23 protein-coding genes are annotated in these 24,734 nt (G+C 62.5%); 12 read left to right on the top strand and 11 right to left on the bottom strand.

Going from position 1 to position 24,734, the window contains the following annotated elements; translation table 11 throughout:
• Positions 1-77: 77 nt before the first annotated feature.
• Positions 78-470, top strand: coding sequence for an Hpt domain-containing protein (locus AC4D1W_RS07410; RefSeq protein WP_490898288.1), 393 nt, complete (start codon positions 78-80; stop codon positions 468-470).
• Here the strand turns inward: AC4D1W_RS07410 and AC4D1W_RS07405 are convergent.
• The 4 genes from AC4D1W_RS07405 to AC4D1W_RS07390 all read right to left on the bottom strand — a co-directional run bounded on the left by AC4D1W_RS07405 (position 467) and on the right by AC4D1W_RS07390 (position 7,563).
• Positions 467-3,112 carry a LuxR C-terminal-related transcriptional regulator gene (locus tag AC4D1W_RS07405; RefSeq protein ID WP_490898287.1) on the bottom strand — a complete coding sequence of 882 codons (2,646 nt, stop codon included), beginning with the start codon at positions 3,110-3,112 and terminating at the stop codon, positions 467-469. The genes AC4D1W_RS07410 and AC4D1W_RS07405 overlap by 4 nt on opposite strands.
• Positions 3,113-3,573: 461 nt before the next feature.
• Positions 3,574-4,725, bottom strand: a complete 1,152-nt coding sequence (locus tag AC4D1W_RS07400; protein ID WP_490898286.1) for a mannitol-1-phosphate 5-dehydrogenase — start codon at positions 4,723-4,725, stop codon at positions 3,574-3,576.
• The gene (locus AC4D1W_RS07395; RefSeq protein ID WP_490898285.1) at positions 4,725-6,785 is read right to left on the bottom strand and encodes a PTS mannitol transporter subunit IICBA; all 2,061 of its coding nucleotides are present in this window, start codon (positions 6,783-6,785) and stop codon (positions 4,725-4,727) included. Before AC4D1W_RS07395 ends, AC4D1W_RS07400 begins: the two co-directional genes overlap by 1 nt.
• A 58-nt stretch (positions 6,786-6,843) precedes the next feature.
• On the bottom strand, positions 6,844-7,563 hold the full coding sequence (locus AC4D1W_RS07390) for a TetR/AcrR family transcriptional regulator (protein WP_490891303.1): 720 nt from the start codon (positions 7,561-7,563) through the stop codon (positions 6,844-6,846).
• 111 nt (positions 7,564-7,674) lie between these two features.
• Here AC4D1W_RS07390 and ptsP point away from each other — a divergent pair, with 111 nt between their 5' ends.
• From ptsP to AC4D1W_RS07375, 3 genes are all read left to right on the top strand, one after another.
• Positions 7,675-9,360, top strand: a complete 1,686-nt coding sequence (ptsP, locus tag AC4D1W_RS07385; RefSeq protein ID WP_490891302.1) for a phosphoenolpyruvate--protein phosphotransferase — start codon at positions 7,675-7,677, stop codon at positions 9,358-9,360.
• A 79-nt stretch (positions 9,361-9,439) separates the two neighbouring features.
• The gene (locus AC4D1W_RS07380) at positions 9,440-9,655 is read left to right on the top strand and encodes a hypothetical protein (protein ID WP_490891301.1); all 216 of its coding nucleotides are present in this window, start codon (positions 9,440-9,442) and stop codon (positions 9,653-9,655) included.
• Positions 9,656-9,716: 61 nt separating this feature from the next.
• Positions 9,717-10,364 carry a hypothetical protein gene (locus AC4D1W_RS07375; protein ID WP_490898284.1) on the top strand — a complete coding sequence of 216 codons (648 nt, stop codon included), beginning with the start codon at positions 9,717-9,719 and terminating at the stop codon, positions 10,362-10,364.
• 90 nt (positions 10,365-10,454) lie between these two features.
• Here the strand turns inward: AC4D1W_RS07375 and AC4D1W_RS07370 are convergent, their stop codons facing one another.
• The 3 genes from AC4D1W_RS07370 to sigK are packed head-to-tail and all read right to left on the bottom strand — an operon-like array spanning position 10,455 to position 12,592.
• A complete protein-coding gene (locus tag AC4D1W_RS07370; RefSeq protein WP_490891299.1) occupies positions 10,455-10,877 on the bottom strand; it encodes a DUF3151 domain-containing protein in 423 nt (140 codons plus the stop codon).
• The gene (gene fbaA / locus AC4D1W_RS07365; protein WP_490891297.1) at positions 10,877-11,935 is read right to left on the bottom strand and encodes a class II fructose-bisphosphate aldolase; all 1,059 of its coding nucleotides are present in this window, start codon (positions 11,933-11,935) and stop codon (positions 10,877-10,879) included. The genes AC4D1W_RS07370 and fbaA overlap by 1 nt, the downstream gene beginning before the upstream one ends.
• A 57-nt stretch (positions 11,936-11,992) precedes the next feature.
• Complete coding sequence (gene sigK / locus AC4D1W_RS07360; RefSeq protein ID WP_490891295.1) at positions 11,993-12,592, bottom strand: ECF RNA polymerase sigma factor SigK; 600 nt, start codon at positions 12,590-12,592, stop codon at positions 11,993-11,995.
• 164 nt (positions 12,593-12,756) lie between these two features.
• Between sigK and AC4D1W_RS07355 the strand changes: the two genes are divergently transcribed.
• Positions 12,757-13,263, top strand: coding sequence for a MarR family winged helix-turn-helix transcriptional regulator (locus AC4D1W_RS07355; RefSeq protein WP_490898283.1), 507 nt, complete (start codon positions 12,757-12,759; stop codon positions 13,261-13,263).
• On the opposite strand, the gene AC4D1W_RS07350 is transcribed toward AC4D1W_RS07355, so the two are convergent.
• The gene (locus tag AC4D1W_RS07350; protein ID WP_490898282.1) at positions 13,260-13,907 is read right to left on the bottom strand and encodes a TrmH family RNA methyltransferase; all 648 of its coding nucleotides are present in this window, start codon (positions 13,905-13,907) and stop codon (positions 13,260-13,262) included. The two genes, AC4D1W_RS07355 and AC4D1W_RS07350, sit on opposite strands and share 4 nt — an antisense overlap.
• A gap of 64 nt (positions 13,908-13,971) precedes the next feature.
• Between AC4D1W_RS07350 and AC4D1W_RS07345 the strand changes: the two genes are divergently transcribed.
• Positions 13,972-14,751, top strand: a complete 780-nt coding sequence (locus tag AC4D1W_RS07345; RefSeq protein WP_490891290.1) for an HAD-IIA family hydrolase — start codon at positions 13,972-13,974, stop codon at positions 14,749-14,751.
• Positions 14,752-14,763: 12 nt separating this feature from the next.
• Here the strand turns inward: AC4D1W_RS07345 and AC4D1W_RS07340 are convergent, their stop codons facing one another.
• The 3 genes from AC4D1W_RS07340 to AC4D1W_RS07330 form a co-directional block, all read right to left on the bottom strand.
• Positions 14,764-15,759, bottom strand: a complete 996-nt coding sequence (locus AC4D1W_RS07340; RefSeq protein WP_490898281.1) for a thioesterase domain-containing protein — start codon at positions 15,757-15,759, stop codon at positions 14,764-14,766.
• Positions 15,759-16,322: an orotate phosphoribosyltransferase gene (gene pyrE / locus AC4D1W_RS07335; protein WP_490891288.1), complete on the bottom strand. Its 564-nt coding sequence runs from the start codon at positions 16,320-16,322 to the stop codon at positions 15,759-15,761. The genes AC4D1W_RS07340 and pyrE overlap by 1 nt, the downstream gene beginning before the upstream one ends.
• A 79-nt stretch (positions 16,323-16,401) precedes the next feature.
• Positions 16,402-17,445 carry an ROK family protein gene (locus AC4D1W_RS07330; RefSeq protein ID WP_490891287.1) on the bottom strand — a complete coding sequence of 348 codons (1,044 nt, stop codon included), beginning with the start codon at positions 17,443-17,445 and terminating at the stop codon, positions 16,402-16,404.
• Between the two features lie 287 nt (positions 17,446-17,732).
• Between AC4D1W_RS07330 and AC4D1W_RS07325 the strand changes: the two genes are divergently transcribed.
• The 6 genes from AC4D1W_RS07325 (at position 17,733) to AC4D1W_RS07300 (ending at position 24,705) form a co-directional block, all read left to right on the top strand.
• The gene (locus AC4D1W_RS07325; RefSeq protein WP_490891285.1) at positions 17,733-19,238 is read left to right on the top strand and encodes a sugar ABC transporter ATP-binding protein; all 1,506 of its coding nucleotides are present in this window, start codon (positions 17,733-17,735) and stop codon (positions 19,236-19,238) included.
• On the top strand, positions 19,235-20,248 hold the full coding sequence (locus AC4D1W_RS07320; protein ID WP_490891283.1) for an ABC transporter permease: 1,014 nt from the start codon (positions 19,235-19,237) through the stop codon (positions 20,246-20,248). The genes AC4D1W_RS07325 and AC4D1W_RS07320 overlap by 4 nt, the downstream gene beginning before the upstream one ends.
• Positions 20,245-21,354: an ABC transporter permease gene (locus tag AC4D1W_RS07315; protein WP_490898280.1), complete on the top strand. Its 1,110-nt coding sequence runs from the start codon at positions 20,245-20,247 to the stop codon at positions 21,352-21,354. The genes AC4D1W_RS07320 and AC4D1W_RS07315 overlap by 4 nt, the downstream gene beginning before the upstream one ends.
• Complete coding sequence (locus AC4D1W_RS07310; protein WP_490898488.1) at positions 21,354-22,583, top strand: substrate-binding domain-containing protein; 1,230 nt, start codon at positions 21,354-21,356, stop codon at positions 22,581-22,583. Before AC4D1W_RS07315 ends, AC4D1W_RS07310 begins: the two co-directional genes overlap by 1 nt.
• 83 nt (positions 22,584-22,666) lie before the next feature.
• Complete coding sequence (locus AC4D1W_RS07305; protein WP_490898279.1) at positions 22,667-23,539, top strand: sugar phosphate isomerase/epimerase family protein; 873 nt, start codon at positions 22,667-22,669, stop codon at positions 23,537-23,539.
• A complete protein-coding gene (locus tag AC4D1W_RS07300; RefSeq protein WP_490898278.1) occupies positions 23,536-24,705 on the top strand; it encodes a Gfo/Idh/MocA family protein in 1,170 nt (389 codons plus the stop codon). Before AC4D1W_RS07305 ends, AC4D1W_RS07300 begins: the two co-directional genes overlap by 4 nt.
• The last annotated feature ends 29 nt before the right edge of the window (positions 24,706-24,734 follow it).

Here is a 24,734-nt window from a genome sequence, read left to right as displayed (position 1 = left end):
CCGTCCGCCCGCCGTCGTCTTTGTAAGAACGAACAGGTGCGCGTCCAACCTCAAACAGCCGCTCACGGAGAAGTCCAATGCCAACGAAAGACCCGCCGCTACTACTTGACCTCACTGCGCTGAGGGCAATGGAAAGCGACTTCCACGATGCAACACCGGTGCGTAACTTCGTTCAGGACTTCATCAGTATCTGGGATGCCCGGTACGCGCGCTTGCTTGACGCGTCTGCGGACGAGGATCGCCGGGCGGCAATCAACGTCCTTATGGGCATCAAGGTTTCCTCGGTGATGCTCGGAGCCGACCAACTGAAATCAGTGGCAGAAGACATAGAGTTGCGCGTTCGCAAAGGTTCCGCGCGTGTGTCAGACAGCCTGTTGATCGCACTGCACGACTGCGGTGAAAGGACCGTACGGGAGCTTACCGACGTGTATCTACAGCCAGTTGCGACCCGTCATGATCGGGTCCTTTAGTTCTCGAGCGCATCGAGAAGATCACTGCGGCTGTTCACCCCCAACTTCACATAAATCTGGTACAGATGTCCCTCAACAGTCCGTACCGAGACCTGCATTCGACCGGCCATCTCCTTGTTGCTCATCCCAGCCTTCGCGAGCCTTGCGACCTCTTCCTCGCGTGGAGTCAGAAGGTTGAGCCGCCGCTCTATATAGGTGTCTTCCTCGTAGGTTGTGCTATTGACGATCACTCGCTGGACTTGCCGCATGAGCACCCGATCACCAGAGGAAACGGCCATGGCACGAGCCGCCTCGGTGATTTCGGCCGCAAGCAGCTGATGACCCATCGACTCGGCCATATGGACGGCTTTCAGCAGCAGCTCTGGGTCTTTTGCGGTCAGGCCGTTGGCGAAAAGGGAGCAAACATCGGAGAAGGGACCCTGGGTGCGGCGCGCCGTATCCAGGAGAGCCGCGGCTGCCGATCGATCGCCCAAACGCACAAGCGCAGCGCGGGCTGGCAGCTCCAATCCGAAGTGGCCCGCCTTGAACTCCTCTTCCGCCAACTCCCGCAGATTGTCTAGCGCCTCGGCTGTAGAACCCAGCAACGCAAGCGTCAATGCCCGGAAATAGTGCACACCGAAAAGTGGCTGGCGCACCGGCGTTGCCCGGCCCACGTCCTGAAGCGGCAACATCAACGAGCTCGCCTTGGCCAAGTTCCCTTGCAAGGCATGGCAGTAAGCCGTCGCAGCAGCGCCGACACACCGTAAACCTACGGGATCCCAGACTTGCAGCTGGGCAAAAGCAGGGACAAGGAGTTCCAGAGCTTCGCCTGCCTGACCGTGATGGGCGAGCTCCAACCCTTCCATCAGCTCCCCCGCTGTCCCGTCCCCGGACAACGAGTATCGGTTCTGCGCGACCTGGCTGAAGCCGTCACCGTGTCGGCCGGTGATGAGAAAGATCAGTTGCAGACGAAAGGCCAAACGGGCACGTATTTGTTCGGGCATCGGCAGCGACTGCGCGGAGGATGCAATCCGCTCAGCAAGACCGAGGGCGTCGTGTTGACGGTCAGTTACCGCGTGCGCCAACGCCAATAGTCCCTGAAGTTGAATTTCCACTTCAGGGCAATGAACGTTCAGCTGTCCCTGCTGTCCCTGCTGTCCCTCCAGCAGGGACCGGACTACGTCATGCCGGCCCTCCCCTGCGGCTCGCTCGACCTCTGCCAGGAGGACCTCGCCCTCCCCAAGGGCAGGTTTGGGCGTGCTGAACGCGGGACGCATCGAAGGGTTTCCCTGGCCGGTCAGGATGGAACGCGCGATCTCCAACTGGACCCGGACCGCCCCGCCTTCCGGGATTACGAGCCGCTTCAATTCAGCCCCGGAGAACTGCCTGGACGCCGCTGCAACGAATGTTCGCATCAACCGGGCGGCGGACGTCTCATCGTCAGTTCGAAGGTGGGCATTTGCCGTCTCGAGGAGCAGCGGCAAATGCGTACTGTTGTCACCACTTATGCCGGCAACGATTTTGAGTGCGGTCTCGGGGTCATCGTGGTCATTAGCAACAGAGGCAGCGTACAGCCCCACATCCGCGTCCAACGGCAGCCCGCATTCGAGGGTCCACTCCGCATACCTCACGGGATGAATTGGAGGAGCTCCGGGGCTGGAATGGGTTTCCTTGATCCTTGCCAAGTGGCCGACTCTCCGGAAGGGGCCAACGCGTCCTCGAACCACCGCAGCAACCAGACGATCCGCGCGCACGAGGTGGTGCGTGTCCTGGGCGAATATGATTGCTCCGATAGCGTGCAGATGGTCCAAGTCCTCAACCCGACCGAGATCGGAGGCCATCGCGAGCGGCATGTGACCTGCCAGCGACAGCATCTCAAGTAGAGAAATTTGTTGGTCAGTCAGTGGGCCCAGGTGTGCCAGAACCGCATCTGCTGTCGGCTGTGACACTCTAAGAGGCCCGCGGCCGAGGACGTATATATTGCCCTGACGCATGATCTTCCCTGAACTGATGAAGTCATGTATCAGCAGCTGCATAAGCCGGGCGTTTCCAGCGCTGTACTCCCACAATGCGTGGACGGCACTGCGAGACAGCCTGCCCCTGACTGCCCGAGCTAATAGTCGTCGTGCTTCGAAGAGCGACAGTTTATCCAGGTCGATCCGGAGCAGGGCCCCCTCCAACCAAAGGGTCATCAGACTGGACGGGGAGCGTGTCAGGTCCCTGCAGGCAATCAGCAGCTTCACTGACCGATCAAGCGCCAGTTGGGCCACTACGTCCGCCGAGTCCACATCGAGACTGTCTGCATTGTCGACGACTACGACGGTCTGTCCGCCATTCGCTTTTTCGTTGAAGTGGCGCGCCAAGGACTCAGCAACCATCTGAGGGTCCTGCTCCGCGCTGATACCGAGCTCGTTCAGGAGAAAGCCCAGAGCACTAAGAGGCTTGTTCGCAGACAGTGCCGTCCCCCGCAGATGAACGACGTGGGCGCCCACAGCTTCGTCCTCGAGTACCTCCTGCAGAAGACTGGACTTGCCCACGCCCGGCTTGCCCACCACGACTGATCCAAAGAGATAGTTTGAAGACAGGGATCGGAGAACTTCTGAGACTACTTGTTGCCGGTCGGCGATAGGTACGGTGGAGTTAGCCAGCCATGTTGCACTCACGCCAACACCTCATTCCAACCAGCGCACAGTAGGGACAGAGACGGATCTCCGTACGCGAGTAAACGGGAGGCGGGTTTTGCTGGCCTCGTAGCAAACCCACGCCCATCAGTGATACGAGCGGCGCCACGAACATGCTTACACCACCCTGAAAGGTATGTTCGGATCCGCGCACTGGTTGGATGGGTTCGGCTGGGTGGTGATCCTTGTTCGTCATTGGGTGAGGGCGACAGCAATGAGCGCGCGGACTTCCGCGTCGTTTTCGATGATGACTGCTTGGTGTGCTTTCTTCATCCGGTCCCCGCCCGTCTGTGCCGTGACCAACGGCTCGTATCCAGCAGTATAGTGACGCACCATTGAACTCGCGGTGTCAACCCCTAAATTGGACCTGCACGCGCCCAACGACGACGGCGCCGCACCCCGGGGAGAGTACGGCGCCGCGGCTTGCTACAGCTTAGCCGGCGTCAGACGGAAGCAGCCTGTCGCTCTTCCACCAGCTTCCGGATGGCCGGGAACAGCGGATGGTCCTGGTCCAGCCCGGTGATGCGCTCTGTTGCCTCATCGGCGTCCGAGGATGCGAGGAGCCGCCCCAGTTCCACCGCCTCGGCGTCCTCAGAATCGTCGAACCGTAACGCCACCGCAATCGCCTTCAACAGCGCATCCGGCGTGGTTCCGCGCTCAGCGAGCTCAGCGGCCGGTCCGATGAACCGTTCGTTCCGGCTGAGCTTGCGCAGGGGCGCGCGGCCCACCCGGTTGACGGTGTCCGGCAGATGCGGGTTGGTGAAACGCCCGAGGATTTTTTGGACGTACGCTTCCTGCTCTTCGGCGTCGAAGCCGTGTTTGTCCACCAGGAGCTGTTTGGTTTCCCCGAGAACTGCACGGACGTTACCGGCGACCTCCTGATCGGCCATCGCCTCCGAGATCTTCTCGAGTCCAGCCTCGTATCCGAAGTAGGCCGCGGACGCATGACCGGTATTCACGGTGAACAGCTTCCGTTCAATGTACGGACCCAACCGGTCCACGAACATCGCTCCCGGAATCGCCGGCGGGTTATCCCCGAACGGAGTACGGTCAATAACCCATTCGTAGAAGGTCTCCACCGTCACGTCGAGGCCCTGGCCGGGCTCCTGGTTCGGGACGATGCGGTCCACCGCAGTGTTCGCGAAGACCGCTCGATCGGCAAGGCTGCCTTTCGACTCGTCCCAGGAAGCTTCGATCGATTCGCGCAGGATGTCGGTCGCATTGATCGCGTTCTCGCACGCCATGACCTGCAGCGGCGCGGAATCACCCGCCCGCGCCGCTATCCCCTCGGCGATCACTGGAGCCACGAACTTCAGGATGTGCGGCCCTACCGCTGTGGTGACGATGTCCGCGGTGGCGATCTCCTCAACCAGCCGGTTCTCCTCGGTGTTCGAGTTCACCGCCCGGAAGTTGTCGACCGTATGCTCCGCCGGTTGCTCGCCCACCTCGTGGACGCGGTAACTCTCCGCGCCTGCCAACTCGCTGATCAGGGCGTCCGCGACGTCCGCGAACACCACCTCGTAGCCCGCCTGGTGGAGGAGCAGCCCAACAAAGCCGCGCCCAATGTTCCCTGCTCCGAAGTGAACTGCCTTCACTATGCGTTGACCTTTCGGAAGATTTCGAGGATTTCTTCGGACGACGTTGCAGCCTCCAACTGAGCTACCTGCGCCTTATCGGTGAACACCTTCGCGATGGAGGACAGGATGTGCAGGTGCTCGTTGTTCACGCCGGCGACGCCGACCACGAACTTGACTTCCTTGCCATTCCAGTCGAGACCGTCGGGGTAACGGACGACGGACACAGCGGACTTGCGGATGTGGTCCTTGGCCGCGTTGGTGCCGTGCGGTATCGCGAGGAAGCTTCCCATGTAGGTGGAGACTGACTCCTCGCGCTCATGCATCGCCTGAATGTAGCCCTCATCGACCGCCCCTCGGGCCAGCAGCAACTGTCCTGCCTCGTCGATGGCTGCGTCACGGTTTGTGGCCGTACCGCTGAGCACAACGCTCTCGGCTACCAGGACGTCCGACGGCGACTCGCTCACCGCTTCTGCGGCGTGAGCTCCCGCGGCGTGGGCACCACCGGTCCGGGCAGCTGCGTCGGCGTTGGACGCGTCCGCGCCTCCCGGCGTCCCGGCGGCAGGCGGTGCGTCGCCAGAACCCTCCGAGTCACCGGTGCGGCTTTCCTTGACCAGTTCCACGATCTCGTCATACTTCGGGCTGTTCATGAAGTTGTCCACCGAGACGTGCACGGCGCTGGCGGTTGCGGGCTGGGCCCGCTCCGTCAGGTCCTGGTGTGTGATGACAACGTCGTAGTCATCACGAAGGTTGGCGATGGAGGCGTTGGTCACCTTGACGTCAGGGTAACCGGCGGCCTTGATCTTGTTTCGCAGAACAGATGCGCCCATCGCGCTGGAGCCCATACCGGCGTCGCAGGCGAAGACGATGTTCTGGATGGGCCCGGACATGACAGCTACGGCGCCGGCGCCGGTGAGTGCGGAGGAAACCGAGCTCTTCTTGCCCTTCATGGATTCCATCCGGGTGGTGGCAGCGGCGAGGTCATCCGCGTCGTCGATGTCTTTCCGCTTTGCGGTCTTCAGGATTATCGATGCCACCAGGAAGGACACCGCTGCCGCAAGGATCACCGAAAGAATCACACCGAAGTAGCTGTCTCGGGCGGTCTGTACGAGCACGGCGAAGATCGAACCCGGCGCCGCCGGTGCTACGAGGCCTGAATTGGTGATGGCAAGCGTTGCAACGCCCGTCATGCCGCCGGCGATCGCTGCCAGGATCAGCAGCGGGCGCATCAGCACGTAGGGGAAGTAGATCTCGTGGATACCACCGAGGAAGTGGATGATCACGGCTCCGGGTGCGGATGCCTTGGCAGCACCGCGACCGAAGAACATGTACGCCAGGAGGATGCCCAGACCGGGTCCGGGGTTGGCTTCGAGGAGGAAGAGGATCGACTTGCCGTCCTCGAGCGACTGCTGGACACCCAGCGGCGTAAGTACGCCGTGGTTGATGGCATTATTCAGGAAGAGGACCTTGGCAGGCTCAATGAAGATGCTGGTGAGCGGCAGAAGCCCGTTGTTCACCAGGAACTGTACAACGTTGCCGGCCGCCGTGCTGAATGCCTCAACCAGCGGGGAGATACCGTAGAAACCGATCAGTGCGAGCAATCCACCCCAGATGCCGGCGGAGAAATTGTTGACCAGCATTTCGAAGCCCGGCTTGATTTTGCCGTCCCAGATGCTGTCGATCTTTTTCATAGTCCAGCCACCGAGGGGACCCATGATCATGGCACCGATGAACATGGGAATACCGGCACCCACAATCACGCCCATGGTGCCGATCGCGCCAACGACGCCGCCCCGGACGTCGTAGACCATCCGCCCGCCGGTGTAGGCAATGAGAAGCGGCAACAGGTAGGTGATCATGGGGCCGACAAGCCCGGTGTTCGGGTTGCCTTCCGCATCCGTGCCGAAGCCGCCGAGTTCAGGTACCGGCAGCCAACCCGCTTCGATGAACAGCGCGGTAATGAGGCCCCACGCAATAAATGCACCGATGTTGGGCATGATCATGCCGGACAGGAACGTCCCGAACTTCTGGACGCCGACCCTCATACCGCCTCGGGGCTTTGCAACTGTCTCTGTTGCCATGTGATTTCCTAACCGTGAGTCCCGCTTCAGCGCAGGATGGTCCGATAGATGTGGAGGACTAACTGGTGGATATGCGATGGAGCCATTCAAGGAAGAGCTTTAGTTCGGAACTGGACAGCTGATCGGAATGCGAAGCCTGCAGTGCAGCATTTAGCGCAATCGCGGCCACCACGACCGACGATTTTCCGGACGACTCGGCTTCATTCTGGTCCGCCTGGTCCGAGGACACCGCGAAAATCATGGCGTCCCGGGTCATGGTGGAGAGGTCGAGGTTCCGGTCAGCGACAGCTTCTGCGATCAGCATGAGCGTCACTCCCACGTTGGCCGCCAGGATGCTCCTGGCCGCCTCCCGCGGCTGAACACTTAGCTGGCCGGCAGCAGCCGCCTTGTTCAGCATCTCTTCCATGAGCGCCTCGGCATCAGCGACGATGGCGGGGCGGCTTTCCGGACGGAGGTTACCGAACATCACCAGGTAGAGCTCCGGCTGGTTGAGTCCGAATTGCACGTGGTTGTCCCACATCCGCCGGATGTCCTCCAGCGGCTGACCGGACGGAGCGAAATCCCGCTCGCCCGCCACGTACTCTTCGAACCCAGCTGAAATCACCGCATCAAACAGGCCTTCCTTGTCACCGAAGTGGTGGTACAGGGTGGGCGCGCTTACCGCCGCCAGCTGAGTGATCTGGCGAGTGGAGATGGGAGCTCCAGCGGAGTTGGCCAGCAGTTCTGCGGCTGCACGCAGCAGTCTCATCTTCGCCGGTGGCTGGCCTTCGAAACTCATGGCCGCTAGCCTAGCACCTATAGCAACGCTATATGAACTGCGTCACAGACTAATTTCGCTAGAGTAAATTCTTACGCGGTGACGGACATCGGCAGGAAATGAGGACCTTCAGTGCAGAACTTCCAAGGAGTAGGCGTAAGCCCAGGCCGAGTGATCGGCCCGATCCGTCAGATGCCCAAACCCGTCAGTGAACCTCCGACCGGCGAGCAGCTGCCCGCCGGCGTAGAGGCCGAGGAGGCAACCGCCGAGCTGAAACAGGCCGCCACGGCGGTCCACGACAAACTGAAGGCACGCGCAGAGCGCGCCTCCGGCGACGGCAAAGCGGTTCTTGAGGCCACGGCGCTGATGGCCAAGGACACCATGCTCCTGAAGGGTGCCGCGAAACTGATCGCGAGGGGTACGTCCAACCAGCGTGCCGTCTGGGAGTCCGCCGCCTCGGTCTCCGAGATGCTCCACAACCTCGGCGGATACATGGCTGAACGCGCTACGGACGTGCTTGACGTCCGCGCCCGCATTGTTGCTGAGCTCCGCGGACAGGCAGCACCCGGAATCCCGGCCTCCAACACGCCGTTCATCCTCGTCGCGGAGGACCTCGCCCCGGCGGACACCGCAACGCTTGACCCGGCCACCGTGCTTGCCCTCGTGACCTCCGGCGGCGGCCCCCAGTCGCACACTGCCATCATCGCCCGTTCCCTCGGCCTCCCTGCCGTGGTGGCTGCGGCCGGCATCGACGAACTACCCGACGGCGCCGAGGTGTACGTCGACGGTGCAGCCGGAACTGTCGTCGTAGAACCGGGCGACACGGAACGCGCTGCCGCGGTTGCGTGGAGCGAGACAGCCTCGCTCCTGGCCGACTTCGAGGGCCAGGGCACGACGGCGGACGGCCACTTGGTCCCCCTCCTCGCCAACGTAGGCGGGGCGAAGGACGCGGTAGCGGCCGCCGGGCTCGGAGCCGAAGGAGTCGGCCTCTTCCGGACCGAGTTCTGCTTCCTCGAGCGTGACAGCGAGCCGACGGTGGAGGAGCAGGCCGCTGCCTACCAGGGAGTGTTCGACGCCTTCCCCGGCAAGAAGGTGGTCCTCCGGACGCTCGACGCCGGGGCGGACAAGCCGCTTCCCTTCCTGACCGACGCAACCGAGCCCAACCCTGCCCTCGGCGTCCGGGGCTACCGCACGGACCTCACGTCTCCCGGTGTTCTCGGTCGCCAACTTGAGGCCATCGCCCGTGCCGCACAGCAGTCGGAGGCGGACGTCTGGGTAATGGCGCCGATGATCTCGACGGCGGACGAGGCCGCGAAGTTCGCCTCCATGTGTGCCGAGGCCGGGCTGAAGACGCCGGGGGTCATGGTGGAAGTGCCCTCCGCCGCCCTGACCGCCGATGCGATCCTGCAGGAGGTGTCCTTCGCGAGCCTTGGGACCAATGACCTCACGCAGTACGCCATGGCCGCCGACCGCCAACTGGGGCCGCTGGCCGCCCTCAACACTCCTTGGCAACCGGCGGTGCTACGCCTCGTGCGCCTCTCCGTGGAAGGCGCCGGCACGGAAGGCAACGGCAAGCCGGTGGGCGTGTGCGGTGAGGCCGCAGCGGATCCTGCCCTCGCCGTCGTACTTGTGGGCCTGGGTGTCACCACGCTGTCCATGACAGCGCGGTCTCTGGCTGCCGTCGCGGCCGTTCTCAAGACCGTGACATTGGAGCAGGCGCAGGAACTGGCGCGGCTCGCGCTCACCGCGCGCACCGCCGAGGACGCACGTAATCTGGTCCGCGAGAAGCTTCCCGTACTGGACGAGCTGGGGCTCTGACGCTGTCGAGCGCCTTGACGCCGGCTGTCGCCGGGGCGTAGGACTCAGATGTCAGTTATTGCGAGCGTGAGGAGAGACCATGAGCGAAAGCACGTCGGACGAGCCGCAGGAAATCAACGAGGACCTGCCGGGCAAGCCGCCCGTTGACCCGGACGTCCAGTCCGATCCCGCCGCTGACGCCAGCAACCAGGGCGACTGGACCGGCGAGGGCGGGGCGACGCCGTCGGGCGCCGCAACGGACAGTGCGGATGACGACCGCCCCGTCAACGAGGAAGACGAGCAGCGCGAGGGTTAACGGCGGCGGTGCGCTCGTCGGTCCAGTGGCGCGGACGGGCGCACCGTACATAATGGAAACCATGAGCGCCGAGACCGAACAATTCGTAGGACATATCGCGAGCCTGGGCACCACATCAGGGGTGCGCATCGTGATAGGCATGTGGGCCAGCTCCCCCCTGGGCGCATTCACCGACGTCATGGTGCAGAGCGCGGAAGGTACGCGCACGCTGCTGGCGCCGACGCAGACCGTTGCGGACTACGTTGCCGGAGCCTATTCCTTCGATATTGTGCGCACGGTTCCCTTGACCGTCAGCCTGGGTGAAGACTCGCTCGCTCTTGACGCCGGACCCCTGAAGGTCCGGGCGGACCTGGGCGAGATGACCACGGTCGGGCGTGTGCTCGGCCTCGTTCCCCGGTCAATCGGAACCCATCCGCGCTGGCTCACCGCGATCAACCCGATCGCCAGGGTGCTCATGCCCGGTGTGCGCACCGCAGGCACCACGAAGGACGGCCGCCGGCAGTACTACGGCGTCACCGGTTCCCGGCTGATTACGTCCGCAACGGCGTCGTGGGCGGGCGATCCGCTCGGCGTGCTGACCAATGTGCGTCCGCGGGTACGTTTCGGGTTCAGTTCCGTACCGAAGAAGCCGCAGGTTGTAGACGTGACGACGACGGTTCTGCCACTGACGGAATCGCCCTCCCGCGACACGGCGGGCGACCTCCTCTAGATCATCGCTAAAGAACCATCGACGAACAGTACAGCGCCTGAGGGCCGCTCTCCCGCGGGAGGGCGGCCCTCAGTCATTACTGCCGAATGGTCAGGTTCCGGCGAGCTTTTCGCTTGCCTCGGGATCCGATTCACGCAGCAATTTGGCGATGCGTTCCGCTTCCTCGATCTCTCCGATGGAGGCAGCAGCACGGCCGAGCGCGTTCAACGCCCGCAGGAACCCACGGTTGGGTTCGTGTGAGTACGGCACCGGACCGGCACCACGCCACCCATTGCGCCGAAGGGAGTCCAGTCCACGATGGTAGCCGGTGCGCGCGTAGGCGTAGGACTCGATGGTCCGGCCTTCGCGGTACGCCTCGTCGGCGAGAATTGCCCACACCAACGACGACGTCGGGTGCTTGGCCGCCAGATCGACAGCCTCCTCCCCGGCCGCCAACCGCGACACCACATCAGGTTCCTCGGGCAGAAGGGTGGGCTCGGGGCCGAGGAGGTTCCTGCGGAACTCGTCGGACATCAGAGTTTCTTGCCGGCTGAGCCAAGGGACTTGGCCGCCTCGACAACGCGGGCAGCCAGGCCGGCTTCTGCGGAGGCGCCCCATACACGGGGGTCGTAGGTCTTCTTGTTGCCGACCTCGCCGTCGACCTTCAGAACGCCGTCGTAGTTCTTGAACATGTGGTCCGCTACCGGGCGGGTGAACGCGTACTGGGTGTCGGTGTCGATATTCATCTTGATCACGCCGTAGGAAACGGCGTCGGCGATCTCCTGGTCAGAGGAGCCGGAACCACCGTGGAACACGAGGTCAAACGGGTTGTCCTTGCCGATCTTCTGGCCCACCTGCTCCTGGATTTCCTTGAGAATCTCGGGGCGCAGCTTCACGCCACCGGGCTTGTAGACGCCGTGCACGTTTCCGAACGTGAGCGCAGTGATGTAGCGGCCATTCTCTCCGGCGCCGAGAGCGTCGATGGTTGCCATCGCGTCCTCGACCGTGGTGTAAAGCTTGTCGTTGATGGCGTTTTCGACGCCGTCTTCCTCACCGCCGACGGTGCCGATCTCAACTTCGAGGATGATCTTCGCCGCCGCGGCGCGGGGCAGGATCTCCTTGGCGATCCGCAGGTTCTCCTCGAGGGTTTCCGCGGAGCCGTCCCACATGTGCGACTGAAACAGGGGGTCCTCGCCGCGCTTGACGGCTTCCTCGGATGCAGCCAGCAACGGCAGCACGAAGTCGTCGAGCTTGTCCTTCGGGCAGTGATCGGTGTGCAGGGCGATGTTCACGTCATAGCTCTTCGCAACCTCCTTCGCGAACGCTGCGAACCCGAGGGAACCGGCAACCATGTCCTTGACGGAGGCTCCGGACCAGTAGGCCGCACCGCCGGTGGAAACCTGCACGATGCCGTCGGATCCTGCCTCGGCGAAACCACGGATAGCCGCGTTCAGGGTCTGGGAAGACGTAACGTTCACCGCGGGGTAGGCGAAGCCGCCTGCCTTCGCGCGGTCGATCATCTCGGCGTAAATGTCCGGTGTGGCGATGGGCATGGCAACTCCTCGTATGGTTTTGGGCGACTTGAGGCTCATGGGACATGCACCTCACTTCCGTCCCATCCTAACGAGGGCGGTAAATGCGTGGAAACCTTACGACACCAAGGAGGAATCCGGTTCGAGCGCGCTCCTCAGCCGCCCGAGCCCGTCCCTGATACGGGCCTTCACCGTTCCAAGCGGGGCTTCAAGCGCCTCAGCGACCTGAGCATAGGTAAGCCCCTTGTAATAGGCCATCTCAATTGCCTGCCGCTGCTTCTCGGTCAGTGCGGCGAGCGCCGTCCTCACCGCGAGCGATTCGTCCCACGCAATGACCGACTCGGTGACCTCATCGAACGGGGTGAGGACTTCCGTGGAGGACCAGCGGTCCAGCCTGTCGCGATGTGCCTGTTCGGAGCGGATCCTGTCAACCGCGCGCCGGTGCGCGAGAGTCATGAGCCAGGCAAAAGGCGAGCCAAGATCGGAAGAGAATTCACCGGCCTTATTCCAGACCTGGAGGAAAACCTCCTGGGTCACCTCCTCGGAAATGGTCGGGTCGACGACGATCCTGCGGACCAGGCCGAATACCCGCGCGCTGGTGAGACGGTAAAGAGAAGCAAAGGACTGCTCATCGCCGAGTCCCACCCGGGTCAACAGGTAGGCGAGGTCCGGCTCGGTTGACCGCCGGACAGACGGCGCTTCCCCGGGGAATGTCATTGCGAGACCAATAACTGCACCTCGTCGGGACCGATGAGCGACATCCTGGGCACCTCCGTACAGTTACTAGGCAACCTAGTAATTCGATAGTCTTCTCACTAGAGAACCTATATACAAGCTGACCATCCCGCAAGGCCGACTAGCAAAATGCTAGGATGTTGCGCATGAGCACCGTTCCGCAAGTCGCCCCCAGCCCCTCGGGGTACTGGTATGAGCGAGCAGAGGGAATGGACGTTCTCAATGCGCTTCGGGACTATCGGGCCGCCGAGACAGCCATGCGTCGTCGTACCCGTTCCTCAATGGGAATGAATGAGAACGACCTCCTGGCGCTGCGTTACCTCTTTGAGGCGCAGCGGGACGGACGCGAAGTCAGCCCCAAGGAGCTCGCCACGAAGCTCGGTATCTCATCAGCGTCGACCACCACGCTGATCGACCGGCTGGCTCGGATGGGTCATGTCATGCGCAAGCCGCACCCCAGGGACCGCCGGGCGCTGGTGTTGGAGGCGACCGCCGAATCAGACTGCGAAGTTCGCGAAACCATGGGCGACATGCACAAACGGATGATGAACGTAGCCCGGACCCTCACACCCGAGGACGCCGCCGTCGTCGTTGATTTCCTGAACCGCATGCGGGAGGCCGTGGACACGATCGACAGCCGTCGCCGCGCCTAGCTTCGAGGAATGACCGGTTGCCCGAAGACGTGGCGCCGCACCCAGCCGTGCATGGCTATGGCAGCTGCCGCTGACGCGTTGATCGACCGGGTGGAGCCGAACTGGGCAATGGACAGCGTGGCATCGGCTGCAGCATGGACTTCGTCCGTAAGACCTGGGCCCTCCTGGCCGAACACCAGGACGCAATTGCGCGGAAGCTCGTAGGTTTCGAGCGGAACGGAGTCTGGAAAGTTGTCGATACCGATGACCCTGAGGCCGGCCGACTGCGCCCACTCGACGAATTCCTCCACCGTGGGATGGTGCCGTACGTGCTGGTAGCGGTCCGTGACCATGGCCCCGCGACGGTTCCACCGGCGTCGTCCGATGATGTGGACCTCACGCGCGAGAAACGCATTGGCGGTGCGTACCACTGAGCCAATGTTCAGGTCGTGCTGCCAATTCTCGATGGCAACGTGGAAGTCGTGTCGCTTCGAATCGAGGTCCGCGACGATGGCGTCGTGGTTCCAGTAGCGGTACTCATCGACAACGTTGCGGGTATCACCGTGCGCCAGCAGTTCCGGATCCCACTGGGGTCCGGACGGCCAGACGCCCTCCCAGGGCCCCACGCCCACGGCTGCCGGGGGGTTCTCGACGGTTTTATCCACCCCCCAAGACTAAGGTGAAAGACTGAAGGTCGGATTTATGTCCCTTTCAACACGGAAGAAGCGAATGCGCGAAAACGAACACATCGAATGCTGGCTGACCGATATGGATGGCGTCCTCGTCCATGAAAACCAGGCCATCCCAGGAGCTGCAGAGCTGATTGAACGCTGGGTAGCCACGTCCCGCCGGTTCCTCGTCCTCACGAATAACTCGATCTACACACCGCGGGACCTCGCTGCGCGGCTCAAGGCGTCCGGGCTGGAGGTCCCGGAGGAGAACCTGTGGACCTCGGCGCTTGCCACCGCCCAGTTCCTGCAGGATCAGCTGCCCGGCGGTCGCGCCTACGTGATCGGTGAGGCCGGACTAACGACGGCGCTGCATGAGGCAGGCTTTGTTCTTACCGACCAGAACCCGGACTATGTGGTTCTCGGCGAGACCCGCACCTACTCCTTCGAAGCGATCACGAAAGCCATCCGCCTCATCCTCGACGGCGCCCGGTTCATCGCCACCAACCCGGACACCACCGGCCCCTCCAAGGAGGGCCCGCTTCCCGCCACCGGCGCAATAGCGGCACTCATCACGGCAGCCACCAACCGCGAACCCTATATCGTCGGCAAGCCCAACCCGATGATGTTCCGCTCGGCCATGAACCAGATTGACGCACATTCGGAGACCACGGCCATGGTGGGTGACCGCATGGACACCGACATCATCGCGGGCATGGAAGCGGGGCTGCACACCGTCCTCGTCCTTACCGGCATTACGCAGCGCGCAGACATAGATGCTTACCCGTTCCGTCCGGCTCAGATTGTGGACTCCGTACAGGACCTCATCGAGCAGGTGTGACCGCCGCGGGTTTCAGTAGAAGCTCTTGGTTGCTCCACCCGTCGGTATCGGGAGGAAATCCTGCTGCAGTTCCTGGACCACGGCCTGATAGATCAACGGATTCCATTGCGGGCTGGCGTGTGCCGGCAGTGCACCTTCGGTGATCAGGTCGGCTGAGACCATGCTGTCGGGAAATGCCGCCGCCCAGCCGGGCCGCGCCGTGGCATAATCCACCGTGCGGTCGTTCGGGTTGCCGACGAAAGCCAGTTTCGTGTTGCCCAGGTTGAACCGGGCAACGTTGTAGTGGAAAATATATGAGGCCTGCGACTGGATCAGCACACTGGACGGAGCCAGCGGCGAAAGCTGCTCAAGGGTCTGATCGACAATCTGGGACCAGGTGCGCTCGTTCTTGTGCACAATGCGCTCGGCCAGCTCATACCCCCCGCGAAGCACAGTCGGGACGCGGTAACCGGCCTCGTACAGGTAGACCACGCCGTCGAACATGGCCTGGTCGATGACGTCGAACCGGACATGCGGACTGGAATCCAGCACGATGAAGCGGACCTCGACGCCCACCTCCCGCAGCCGTGATGCAACCTCGACAGCCACCATCCCACCGAAACTGTGCCCGTAAAAGTACAGTGTCTTGATCTGCTGAGTGCGGATGTACCGCCGGAGGGAACCCACAATGGTGGAGACGTCGAGGCCGAGGTTGGAGTAGCCCATCACGGCCAGCCGTGCCCGCCGGCTCAGAACCGGGCGGAGCGAGTTCATGATCCACACGCCCTCCTCCCAGCTGGTCTTGTATCCCGGGAAGAGGATCCAGAGAGCGTTTGGGAAAGTGGCGTCCGCATATTCGTCCGCCACGGGAATGATAGTCAGTTCCTCCCGGGCCTCCTGGATCTGCCGCGTGACGAACAGGTCCGTAGCCAGCGCCAGGCTAAGGGCGGATCCCGTGAGGAAACGACGACGCGACATGCCCTTCAGGGCATGCGCGTATTCCAGTAGCCGCTCGGGATCGTTGGTCATTACTCCAGACCGAGTTCATCCTTGCTGTAAGCGAAGAGGTAGGGGACGCCGGCGTCTGCCTCGATCCGTTCCTTTGAGCCGGTATCGCGGTCCACGATGACGGCGACTGCCTTTACATTGCCGCCGGCCCTGCGCACGCCCTCCACCGCAGTTAGCGCGGACCCACCGGTAGTCGAGGTGTCTTCGAGAACGACGACGTCGCGGCCGGCGACATCGGGACCCTCAACCTGGCGTCCCATTCCGTACGTTTTCTGGGCCTTGCGGACAACAAAGGCGTCGATAGCGCGTCCATCCCGTGAGGCGACGTGCATGAGCGCAGTTCCGACGGGGTCGGCCCCCATTGTCAGCCCACCGGCGCACTGGAAGGTGATACCGGCGTCGTCGAGCAGGTCCAGCATGACCTCACCCACCAGAGCAGAGGCTTCGTGATGCAGGGTGACGCGGCGGAGATCGATGTAGTAATCAGCTTCCTTGCCGCTCGAGAGCGTTACCTTCCCCCTCACCACCGCCAGGTCCAGAATGAGATCGCGGAGTCGGTCACGGGCGGTGGGGAGATCGGTCATGGGATCCAGTTTAGTAGGCCCCGTCCTGTAGCCCGATACGTACGACGCCGGGCTGGGTGTCAAGCCTTCGGACGGCGAGTCAGGTGGTGAATGTACTGGCTGCCTCGATGGCTTCAGGCGAAAGAACATGCGAGATTGCCATCGCCGCCGCGCCCAAGACACCGGCCCGCTGCCCTGCCACCGACGGCACAATCCGAAGGTGTTCAGTGGCAAGAGGAAGCGAACGGCGGTAGACCACCTCACGGATTCCAGCCAGCAAGTGCTCCCCCGCCTGGGCCAGGGAGCCGCCAATGACCACGACGGAGGGGTTGATGAGGTTCACACAGGTGGCTAGGACGTCACCGATGTCCCTACCAGCCTGCCTGATCACTCCAATGGCAGAAGCGTCTCCTGACCTCACCAGTTCGATCACGTCGCGGCTGCTCGCGAGGTCCCTTCCGGTCAGTTCGTTCAGTGCGGAGGCGAGGGCCGGCCCGCCGGCGAGCGCCTCAAGGCAGCCCGTGTTGCCGCATCGGCACAGAAGTTCCCCTCCCCGAGGAACACGCACATGCCCGAGGTCGCCGGCGGTCCCTTGCGCACCGCGCTGCAACTGTCCTCCCGAGATGATCCCCGCCCCAATTCCGGTGGCGACCTTGATGAACATCAGGTCGGTCACCTCCGGCCAGCTCCCCGTCTGCTCACCCAGAGCCATGATGTTCACGTCGTTGTCCACGAGAACAGGGACATCGAAGCTGCGCTGCACAAAGTGGGGAACATCGAAACGGTCCCAACCGGGCATGATGGGCGGGTTGATGGGCATGCCCGTCTCATGCTCAACGGGGCCCGGAAGTCCGATTCCGATTGCTGCCAACTCAGATAGCCCCCGCTTCCCTCTGTCGAGGAGCAATCCGACAGCATCGATCAACCAACCGAGTACTCTTTCCGGTCCATCAGAGATGGTAATTTCTGCGCGCTCACTGACGATTTCTTTTCCGGACAGATCTGTCAGAACGACTATGGCATGCGTAGCTCCAATGTCGGCTCCGACCACAACGCGGGCGCCGGGATTCAGAGCAAACAACGACGGCGGCCGTCCGCCGGTCGACGCTGCGCCTCCGTAGGGAGCTATCAATCCGGTGCGCATGAGCCAGTCCACCCGAGATGCCACTGTAGAGCGGGCCAACCCGGTCAACAGTGCAAGCTCAGCGCGAGTGCGTGGCTGACCGTCCCGCAACAGTTGGAATACTTCGCTAGCCCCGGGCGCGGGCAGCGATGAGGACCGCTGAGTCGGGAATTCTGCGGTTGACTTGGGCACGCTTTTAGTAAAACACGCAACACTTCATGTCGTCACGCAGGTCGCTATCGGGCGTTCGTCGCCTGACTTTTGCCTGACTCTCGACAGAAGTATGCGACCTGTGTCACAGTGAAAACGTGGATGACGAAGTCAACGATCCAGTCCTGAGAGTCGAAGGGCTCACGAAGGCCTTCTATGGCGTTCAGGTCCTCAAGAATGCACACCTGGAACTGCATGCAGGTGAAGTGCACGGGCTTGTCGGTGAGAACGGTGCCGGGAAATCAACGTTGATGAAGCTCCTGGCAGGCGTCTACCAGCGGGATGCCGGGACTGTGGAGATTGCCGGCAAGTCCGTCGATTTCCATCACCCGACCCAGGCCCATGAGGCCGGGTTGTCGACCGTGTTCCAGGAGTTCAATCTGCTACCTGACCGCACCGTTGCGGAGAATATCTACCTTGGCCGGGAACCTCGCAAGGGGCCACTCGTGGACCGCAAGGCGATGCACGCCAACACTGCTGAACTGCTGGGTCAGTTAGGCATCACGAGCATCGAGCCCTCCACCGAGGTGCGATCCCTGTCCGTCGCACAGCAGCAGATCGTCGAGATCGCGAAGGCTGTAAGTTATGACGCCCGCATCATCTCGATGGATGAGCCAACGGCCGCACTGGCGGGGCCAGAGGTCGCGCTGCTGTACGCGATCATCCGCCGTTTGAAGGATCGCGGCACTGCAATCCTCTACGTTTCACACCGGCTCAAGGAGATTTTCGATCTATGCGACACCATCACCGTGCTGAAAGACGGCGAGGTCGTCGGAACTCAGCCCGCGTCGAGCATGGACGACGCCGCTCTCGTGCGCATGATGGTTGGCCGCCCCATCTCGGCGTTCTTCCCGGACAAACTGGCCGGAACTGAACGCGGCAACGCGCTACTGACGATCGACGAGGGCGGAAATTTCCAGCTCGATTCGATTAATCTCACTCTTCACGCGGGTGAGATTGTCGGAGTCGCCGGCCTGCAGGGTTCGGGACGCACCGAACTGGTCGAGGCGATATTCGGGAGCCAACCTTTCACCCGTGGCCGGATGGAACTTGCCGGTGAACCCTACGAAGCACACAGTCCACGCCACGCGATCCGCCATCGTATTGCCCTCATTACCGAGGACCGGAAGTCGCAGGGGCTGAGCCTCAACCAGTCCATCCTGGACAACGCGCTTGGCGTCATCCGGTCCGTCTTCCCGGGGAAAACAGCAGCTGCCCGGGCGGGCGTACCCGGCGTATTCTCTTCGCTCGAGGTGGTCGCTCGCGACCTCGACCAGGAAGTTCAGTATCTCTCCGGCGGGAACCAGCAGAAGGTAGTGCTTGCCAAGTGGCTTGCGATCAACCCGCAGGTTGTCCTGTTGGATGAACCCACGCGCGGGATCGACGTCGGGGCGAAAGTCGCCGTCTATAACTTGATGCGCTCCCTCGCGGCGGAAGGAAGGGCCATTCTGATGGTCTCGAGTGAACTACCCGAAGTACTCGGCATGTCGGACCGAATCGTGGTCATGCGCGATGGCCGGATCGCAGGCGAGGTGTCCCCTGACAGCAGTGAAGAACAGGTCCTGCACCTCGCAACCGGTGCGCGAACGGAGGCCTTGTCATGAAGCGTCTGTCCTCAACCCACGTCGTTTACGCCGTAGTTCTGCTGACCATCATTGTGGGCGCAATCCTCGTCGGCGCTGCGGGACGCAACTTCTTCAGCACCGGCAATATATCCGCCGTCTTGACCGGCACCAGCGTGCTGGGTTTCATCGCCATCGGGCAAACCCTCGTGATCCTGGTGGGCAGTCTGGACCTCTCAGTTCCGTACGTTGTGAGCATGAGCAGCCTCATCGGAGCAGGGATTATGGCCAATCAGGCGTCCAACATCCTCCCCGCTGTTCTGCTCGCGCTACTCACCGCGGCGGTAATAGGACTGCTGAACGGGATCATCGTGTCCGGGCTCAAGATTCACGGTTTCATCGCCACGCTGGGCGTGGGCCTCATCGTTAGTGGCTACCTCGCTACCAACTACAAGGGCAGTTCAGGTCAGACGCCCCTGGAGTTCCGGCTCATCGGTGCCACTGGAATCGGTCCCGTTCCGATCTCAACACTGATTATGCTGGCATGCGCCGCCATAGTACTGCTCATGCTCACGAGAACGAGGCTGGGTCATCATATCTATGCAGTCGGCGGCGACATTTCGGTGGCGCGAATGTCCGGGATTCAGACCCACACTCCCATCATCGCAGCACACGTCATCTGCTCAGTGATGGCGGGGCTCGCCGGCCTGCTGCTCGCTGCGCGCCTCGGCGTCGGCAGCCCGACAATCGGTACGCAGGGCGGGTACGCTCTGCTCTCCATCGCTGCGGTCGTACTCGGCGGCACGCTGCTCTCGGGCGGGAAGGGGTCACTGGTAGGCACTCTTGGCGGTGTTCTCATCTTCGCGATGATCGACAACATCATGAGCGTCATGCAGATCAACCCGTTCCTCAAAGACGTTGTGCGCGGGATCGTGATCGTGGTGGCGGTCGCCGTCTACGCGCGGCGCAAGACCACCAGCCGCACTGACAGATTTCCCACGACGCCGCGATTCAGGGGGAAGGATGCCATCAGGCAGGAGGTCGCCGCATGAGTACCGCTACCACGGCCCGTAACCAGCCTCTGAAGCAGAACCGGTCGTCTTCCGCGGAACGGTTCCTTCGCGCGCTGCGGACTCCGAGCGGAGCAGTCTTCGTACTCCTCCTCGTCCTCCTCATCGCCGTCATCGCGGCCAACCCCTCCTTCGGCGAGCCAGGGTCGCTGATCCGCTTCATCGGAAGGACGGCGCCCATAGCTATCGCAGCAATGGGTCAGTACTTCGTCATCGTAAGCGGCGAATTTGACCTATCGATGGGGTCAGTGGTGACCGCGCAGGTCATCATCGCAGGGAACCTTATCGGCCAGGATGACAGCCGAGCAATTCCAGTACTTGTTCTCATGCTGGTATTCGGTGCCTTCGTCGGCCTGGTCAACGGCCTGATCACCACTTTGCTGAAAGTGCCGAGCTTCATTGTCACGCTCGGAATGATGCTTGCCCTGCTCGGGCTGGTGCTCTACTGGACAGGGGGCGCTGCCACAGGCAACCCTGCGGACAGTTTTCGGCAGATTGGTCGAGGCGGCATCGAGAGTATCCCCGTAGTGGAGGTGCTGCCCTACCCCGTGATCATCCTCGTGGTTCTGGCTGTCGGCGCGTTCTGGATGATGCGCCGCCCGTACGGCCGTACGCTCATCGCAGTAGGTGACAATGCGCAGGCCGCCGCTCTGACTGGCGCACGGGTCTGGTGGGTCCGGACGAGGGCATTCATGCTTTCATCGCTCGCCGCGACGGTGGCCGGAGTCATCCTCGTCGGCTATGCCGGCGTGCACCCTTCAGTAGGGCGAGGCTATGAGTTCACCGCTATCACCGCCGTCGTGCTTGGCGGGGTCGTCCTCGGGGGCGGACGAGGCTGGGTCCTTTCCGCAGCGGCCGGCGCCTTCGCGCTCGAGATGTTGTTCACACTGCTGAATTTCGTCGGAGTCCAATCCACCTGGCGCGATACCGTCCAGGGCGCCATCATCATTCTCGCCGTTGCTGCGGGAACCCTAACCTGGCAGCGCCGTCGGCGCCGTCGGAGCAGTACCGCTCATGAACCGCAACATGCAGTAGCAGAAACAGTTGCACCATTGCCCGCTGTGGGCACCGATGAGGGAGGAAAATGATGCGCCGACGCATCCCAACACAGGTCACCGTGCTCGCAGCCGCAACGCTGCTCGCCCTGACCGCCTGTACCACTGATTCATCAATAGAAAACCCACCCTCCGCCGACGCCGGCGGAGATCCGGCAGCCACTCCAGCTGAAGAAAGCAGCGATGAATGGTTTGTCCAGGAGGAATACGACGAGCAGTTCGAGCAACGATCGGCCACCTTCGAGGGTGACCCTGAAGCACCGTGGCTACAGTACATCGACGGTGAAATGACCGATACCTCGCAGTTCGCTGCCGAGGGCGGCCAGAAGGTCTGCTTCGCCAACGCCTCGATTTCCAACCCGTGGCGCCAGACCGGCTGGATCACCATGAACGAGCAGCTCAAGGTTCTGCAGGAGTCGGGGGTCATTTCCGAGATGGAGACCCGCGATGCGCAGGACGATGACAATACACAAATCGCCGACATCGATTACTTCATCGCCGAGGGCAACTGTGATGCGTTTGTCATCTCGCCGAACTCCACGGCGGCGCTTACCCCGGCGGTGGAACGGGCATGCGAAACCGGCAAGCCCGTAGTGGTCTTCGACCGGGGGGTCCAAACCGACTGTGCGACAACGTTCATTCACCCAATCGGCGGTTTCGCCTGGGGAATTGACTCCGCGAACTTCCTTGTCGATAACCTCGAAGAGGGCAACAAGGTCGTAGCCTTGAGGATTCTCCCCGGCGTGGACGTGCTTGAGCAGCGCTGGGCGGCAGCGGAGAAGATCTTCGAAGAGAACGGCATCGAAGCGGTGGATTACTTCACCGGTGCCGATCCGACCGAGATCAAGAAGATCATCTCCGACGAGCTGGCCACCGGGGATGTCCATGGCGTCTGGATGGATGCAGGTGACGGCGCGGTCGCAGCCATCGAGGCTTTCGAGGACGCCGGCGTGGACTACCCCGTGATGACCGGTGAGGACGAGATGAGTTTCCTGCGCAAGTGGGAAGATACCGGTCTGACCGGACTTGCGCCCGTCTACTCGAACTTCCAGTGGCGCACGCCGCTCCTGGCGCTCGAGAAGATCTTCGCCGGAGAGGAGATCCCAGCCGAATGGGTCCTGCCGCAGGAACCGATTACCGAAGACCAGCGCGCCGATTTCCTGGCTGATAACGAGGGCATGCCAGACGGTCACTACGCGAAGTTCGGTGGAGAGGACCTCCCGGGCTACCCCGACGTCTGGCAGGAACGCATCATCCCGTAACCCATCCATGAGTTGTCGCCTGGTTGCCCGCTCGACGCCGTTGAGTGAGCAACCAGGCGGCAAGAACGTCAGGACTGAGAAACATGCACCGGCCTATCGGCGTCAACACCTGGGTGTGGGAATCGCCCCTGACCGACGCAACCATAGCCGAGCTCCTTCCGCGAATCGCAGGACAGGGCTTTGACGCGGTCGAGTTGCCGCTCGAGAACATCGGAGACTTCTCCGCACAGTCGGTCGCCAGCTCCCTCTCGGGCCTGAAGCCCTACATTGTCGGAGCAATGGCTCCCGGACGTGACCTGGTGCTTGCCGATCCCGCCACGATTACGGAGACGCAGCGGTACTTGAGCGCCTGCATACAGTTGGCTCACGAGGTCGGTGCCCCCGCCGTCTGTGGTCCGTTCTATTCGTCCACCGGCCGGCTGTGGCGCATGAGCAAGGATGAACGCAGCGAAGCCTATGCCGAACTACGCCGCAATCTTGCTCCACTGGCCGGCGAAGCGGCGAGCGTGGGCGTCGTGCTCGGCATCGAACCGCTCAACCGCTACGAAACATCGCTCCTCAACACCACTGCCCAGGCGCTGGAGGCGCTCGACCCTCTGCTCAGCCACGGAGTCGGGCTAGCGCTCGATACCTACCACCTGGGAATTGAAGAGCGGTCATCTGCCGACGCGATCAGGGCAGCCGGTGAACATCTGGTGCACCTGCAGGTCTGTGGGAATGATCGCGGCACCCCCGGCGGCGACCAGACTGACTGGGACGGCATCTTCGACGCCCTGGATACCATCGGTTATACCGGCGCGCTCAACATCGAAAGTTTCACAGCACTCAACGCGAGCATCGCCACGGCGGCCTCAATCTGGCGACCGCTGGCTGCCACGCAAGACAGACTGGCCGAGGACGGCCTCGCATTCCTGCGCATCATGCAGGACAGCACTACTAAGGAGAGACAGATATGACGACGGCGGCGCCAGCTCCCACTGCGGGAAACCTTCGTCCTGCCAGCCCGCTCGGAGTGGCTGTGCTTGGTTATTCGTTCATGGGGAAGGCCCACTCCAACGCGTGGCGGAACGTCAACGCGTTCCATCCATCACCGCAGGTGGCTCAGAGAGTGCTGGTCGGCCGGGATGCCGCGCAGGTAGACGAAGCCGCACGGCAGTACGGCTGGGAGGAAAGCCTCACCGACTGGAGGCAGGTCCTCGACCGGGATGACATTCATATCGTCGACATCTGCACACCGGGCAACCTACACGCAGAGATAGCCATTGCAGCACTCGAGGCCGGCAAGCATGTAATCGTCGAGAAGCCCCTGGCCAATACCCTTGCGGAAGCCGAGCTCATGGTCACGGCGGCGCAGCGCGCACGAGCCCGCGGGGTCCACTCGATGGTCGCCTTCAACTACCGCCGGGTTCCCGCACTCGCCCTCGCAAGGAAACTCATCGGCGAAGGCCGCCTCGGGGAGGTCAGGCAACTGCGTGTGAGCTACCTGCAGGACTGGCTAGCCGACGATGAGGCACCGATGACATGGCGACTACGACAGGAAACGGCTGGATCGGGCGCACTCGGCGACTTGGCCTCGCACGCCACCGACCAGGTGCGGTTCCTATGCGGTTCACCTATTGAGTCAGTCAGCGGGTCAATGAATACCTTTGTGAAGACACGCACGGGTCCAACCGGCCCGGAGCAGGTGACCGTCGACGACGCTGCCTGGGCAACCCTACGTCTCGCTTCCGGTGCGGTTGCCAGCCTGGAGGTGTCCCGTTTTGCCACCGGGCGTAAGAACTCGTTCGAGGTTGAGGTCTATGGGTCTCGAGGAAGCCTCTCCTTCAATCTCGAACGGTTGAATGAGTTGCAGTTCTTCGACGCAACAACGGATGTCGACTCCCAGGGCTTCAGGACCATCATGGTCACCGAACCCACGCACCCTTACCTGGAGGCGTGGTGGCCAGCCGGGCACATCGTTGGCTGGGACTCCACCTTCATCAATCAGGCGGCTGAATTCACCAATTCGATACGGACAGGTACCGCCCCCACGCCTTCCTTCGAGGACGGGCTCGAAGTACAGAAGGTGCTGGCCGCGATCGAAACGAGCGCTGCGCAGTCCAGCGCCGCCGTCGCACTCTGACCCACCTAGCTCTACTGCCAAAACCCCCA

Source organism: Arthrobacter sp. TJ-170 (assembly GCF_058269305.1).
The sequence above is the reverse complement of the archived record's forward strand: the minus strand, read 5'-3'. Positions and strand labels throughout refer to the sequence as shown.

What these genes read in the sequence shown, in the direction of transcription:
- AC4D1W_RS07390 (WP_490891303.1), bottom strand. Translation starts at nt 7,563, where the DNA reads ATGAGTTTCGAAGGCCAGCCACCGGCGAAGATGAGACTGCTGCGTGCA.
- AC4D1W_RS07330 (WP_490891287.1), bottom strand. Translation starts at nt 17,445, where the DNA reads ATGCGCACCGGATTGATAGCTCCCTACGGAGGCGCAGCGTCGACCGGC.
- pyrE (WP_490891288.1), bottom strand. Translation starts at nt 16,322, where the DNA reads ATGACCGATCTCCCCACCGCCCGTGACCGACTCCGCGATCTCATTCTG.
- AC4D1W_RS07410 (WP_490898288.1), top strand. Translation starts at nt 78, where the DNA reads ATGCCAACGAAAGACCCGCCGCTACTACTTGACCTCACTGCGCTGAGG.
- AC4D1W_RS07315 (WP_490898280.1), top strand. Translation starts at nt 20,245, where the DNA reads ATGAGTACCGCTACCACGGCCCGTAACCAGCCTCTGAAGCAGAACCGG.
- AC4D1W_RS07395 (WP_490898285.1), bottom strand. Translation starts at nt 6,785, where the DNA reads ATGGCAACAGAGACAGTTGCAAAGCCCCGAGGCGGTATGAGGGTCGGC.
- AC4D1W_RS07345 (WP_490891290.1), top strand. Translation starts at nt 13,972, where the DNA reads ATGCGCGAAAACGAACACATCGAATGCTGGCTGACCGATATGGATGGC.
- AC4D1W_RS07375 (WP_490898284.1), top strand. Translation starts at nt 9,717, where the DNA reads ATGAGCGCCGAGACCGAACAATTCGTAGGACATATCGCGAGCCTGGGC.
- AC4D1W_RS07370 (WP_490891299.1), bottom strand. Translation starts at nt 10,877, where the DNA reads ATGTCCGACGAGTTCCGCAGGAACCTCCTCGGCCCCGAGCCCACCCTT.
- AC4D1W_RS07355 (WP_490898283.1), top strand. Translation starts at nt 12,757, where the DNA reads ATGAGCACCGTTCCGCAAGTCGCCCCCAGCCCCTCGGGGTACTGGTAT.
- AC4D1W_RS07380 (WP_490891301.1), top strand. Translation starts at nt 9,440, where the DNA reads ATGAGCGAAAGCACGTCGGACGAGCCGCAGGAAATCAACGAGGACCTG.
- AC4D1W_RS07310 (WP_490898488.1), top strand. Translation starts at nt 21,354, where the DNA reads ATGCGCCGACGCATCCCAACACAGGTCACCGTGCTCGCAGCCGCAACG.
- AC4D1W_RS07300 (WP_490898278.1), top strand. Translation starts at nt 23,536, where the DNA reads ATGACGACGGCGGCGCCAGCTCCCACTGCGGGAAACCTTCGTCCTGCC.
- sigK (WP_490891295.1), bottom strand. Translation starts at nt 12,592, where the DNA reads ATGACATTCCCCGGGGAAGCGCCGTCTGTCCGGCGGTCAACCGAGCCG.
- AC4D1W_RS07340 (WP_490898281.1), bottom strand. Translation starts at nt 15,759, where the DNA reads ATGACCAACGATCCCGAGCGGCTACTGGAATACGCGCATGCCCTGAAG.
- fbaA (WP_490891297.1), bottom strand. Translation starts at nt 11,935, where the DNA reads ATGAGCCTCAAGTCGCCCAAAACCATACGAGGAGTTGCCATGCCCATC.
- AC4D1W_RS07305 (WP_490898279.1), top strand. Translation starts at nt 22,667, where the DNA reads ATGCACCGGCCTATCGGCGTCAACACCTGGGTGTGGGAATCGCCCCTG.
- AC4D1W_RS07320 (WP_490891283.1), top strand. Translation starts at nt 19,235, where the DNA reads ATGAAGCGTCTGTCCTCAACCCACGTCGTTTACGCCGTAGTTCTGCTG.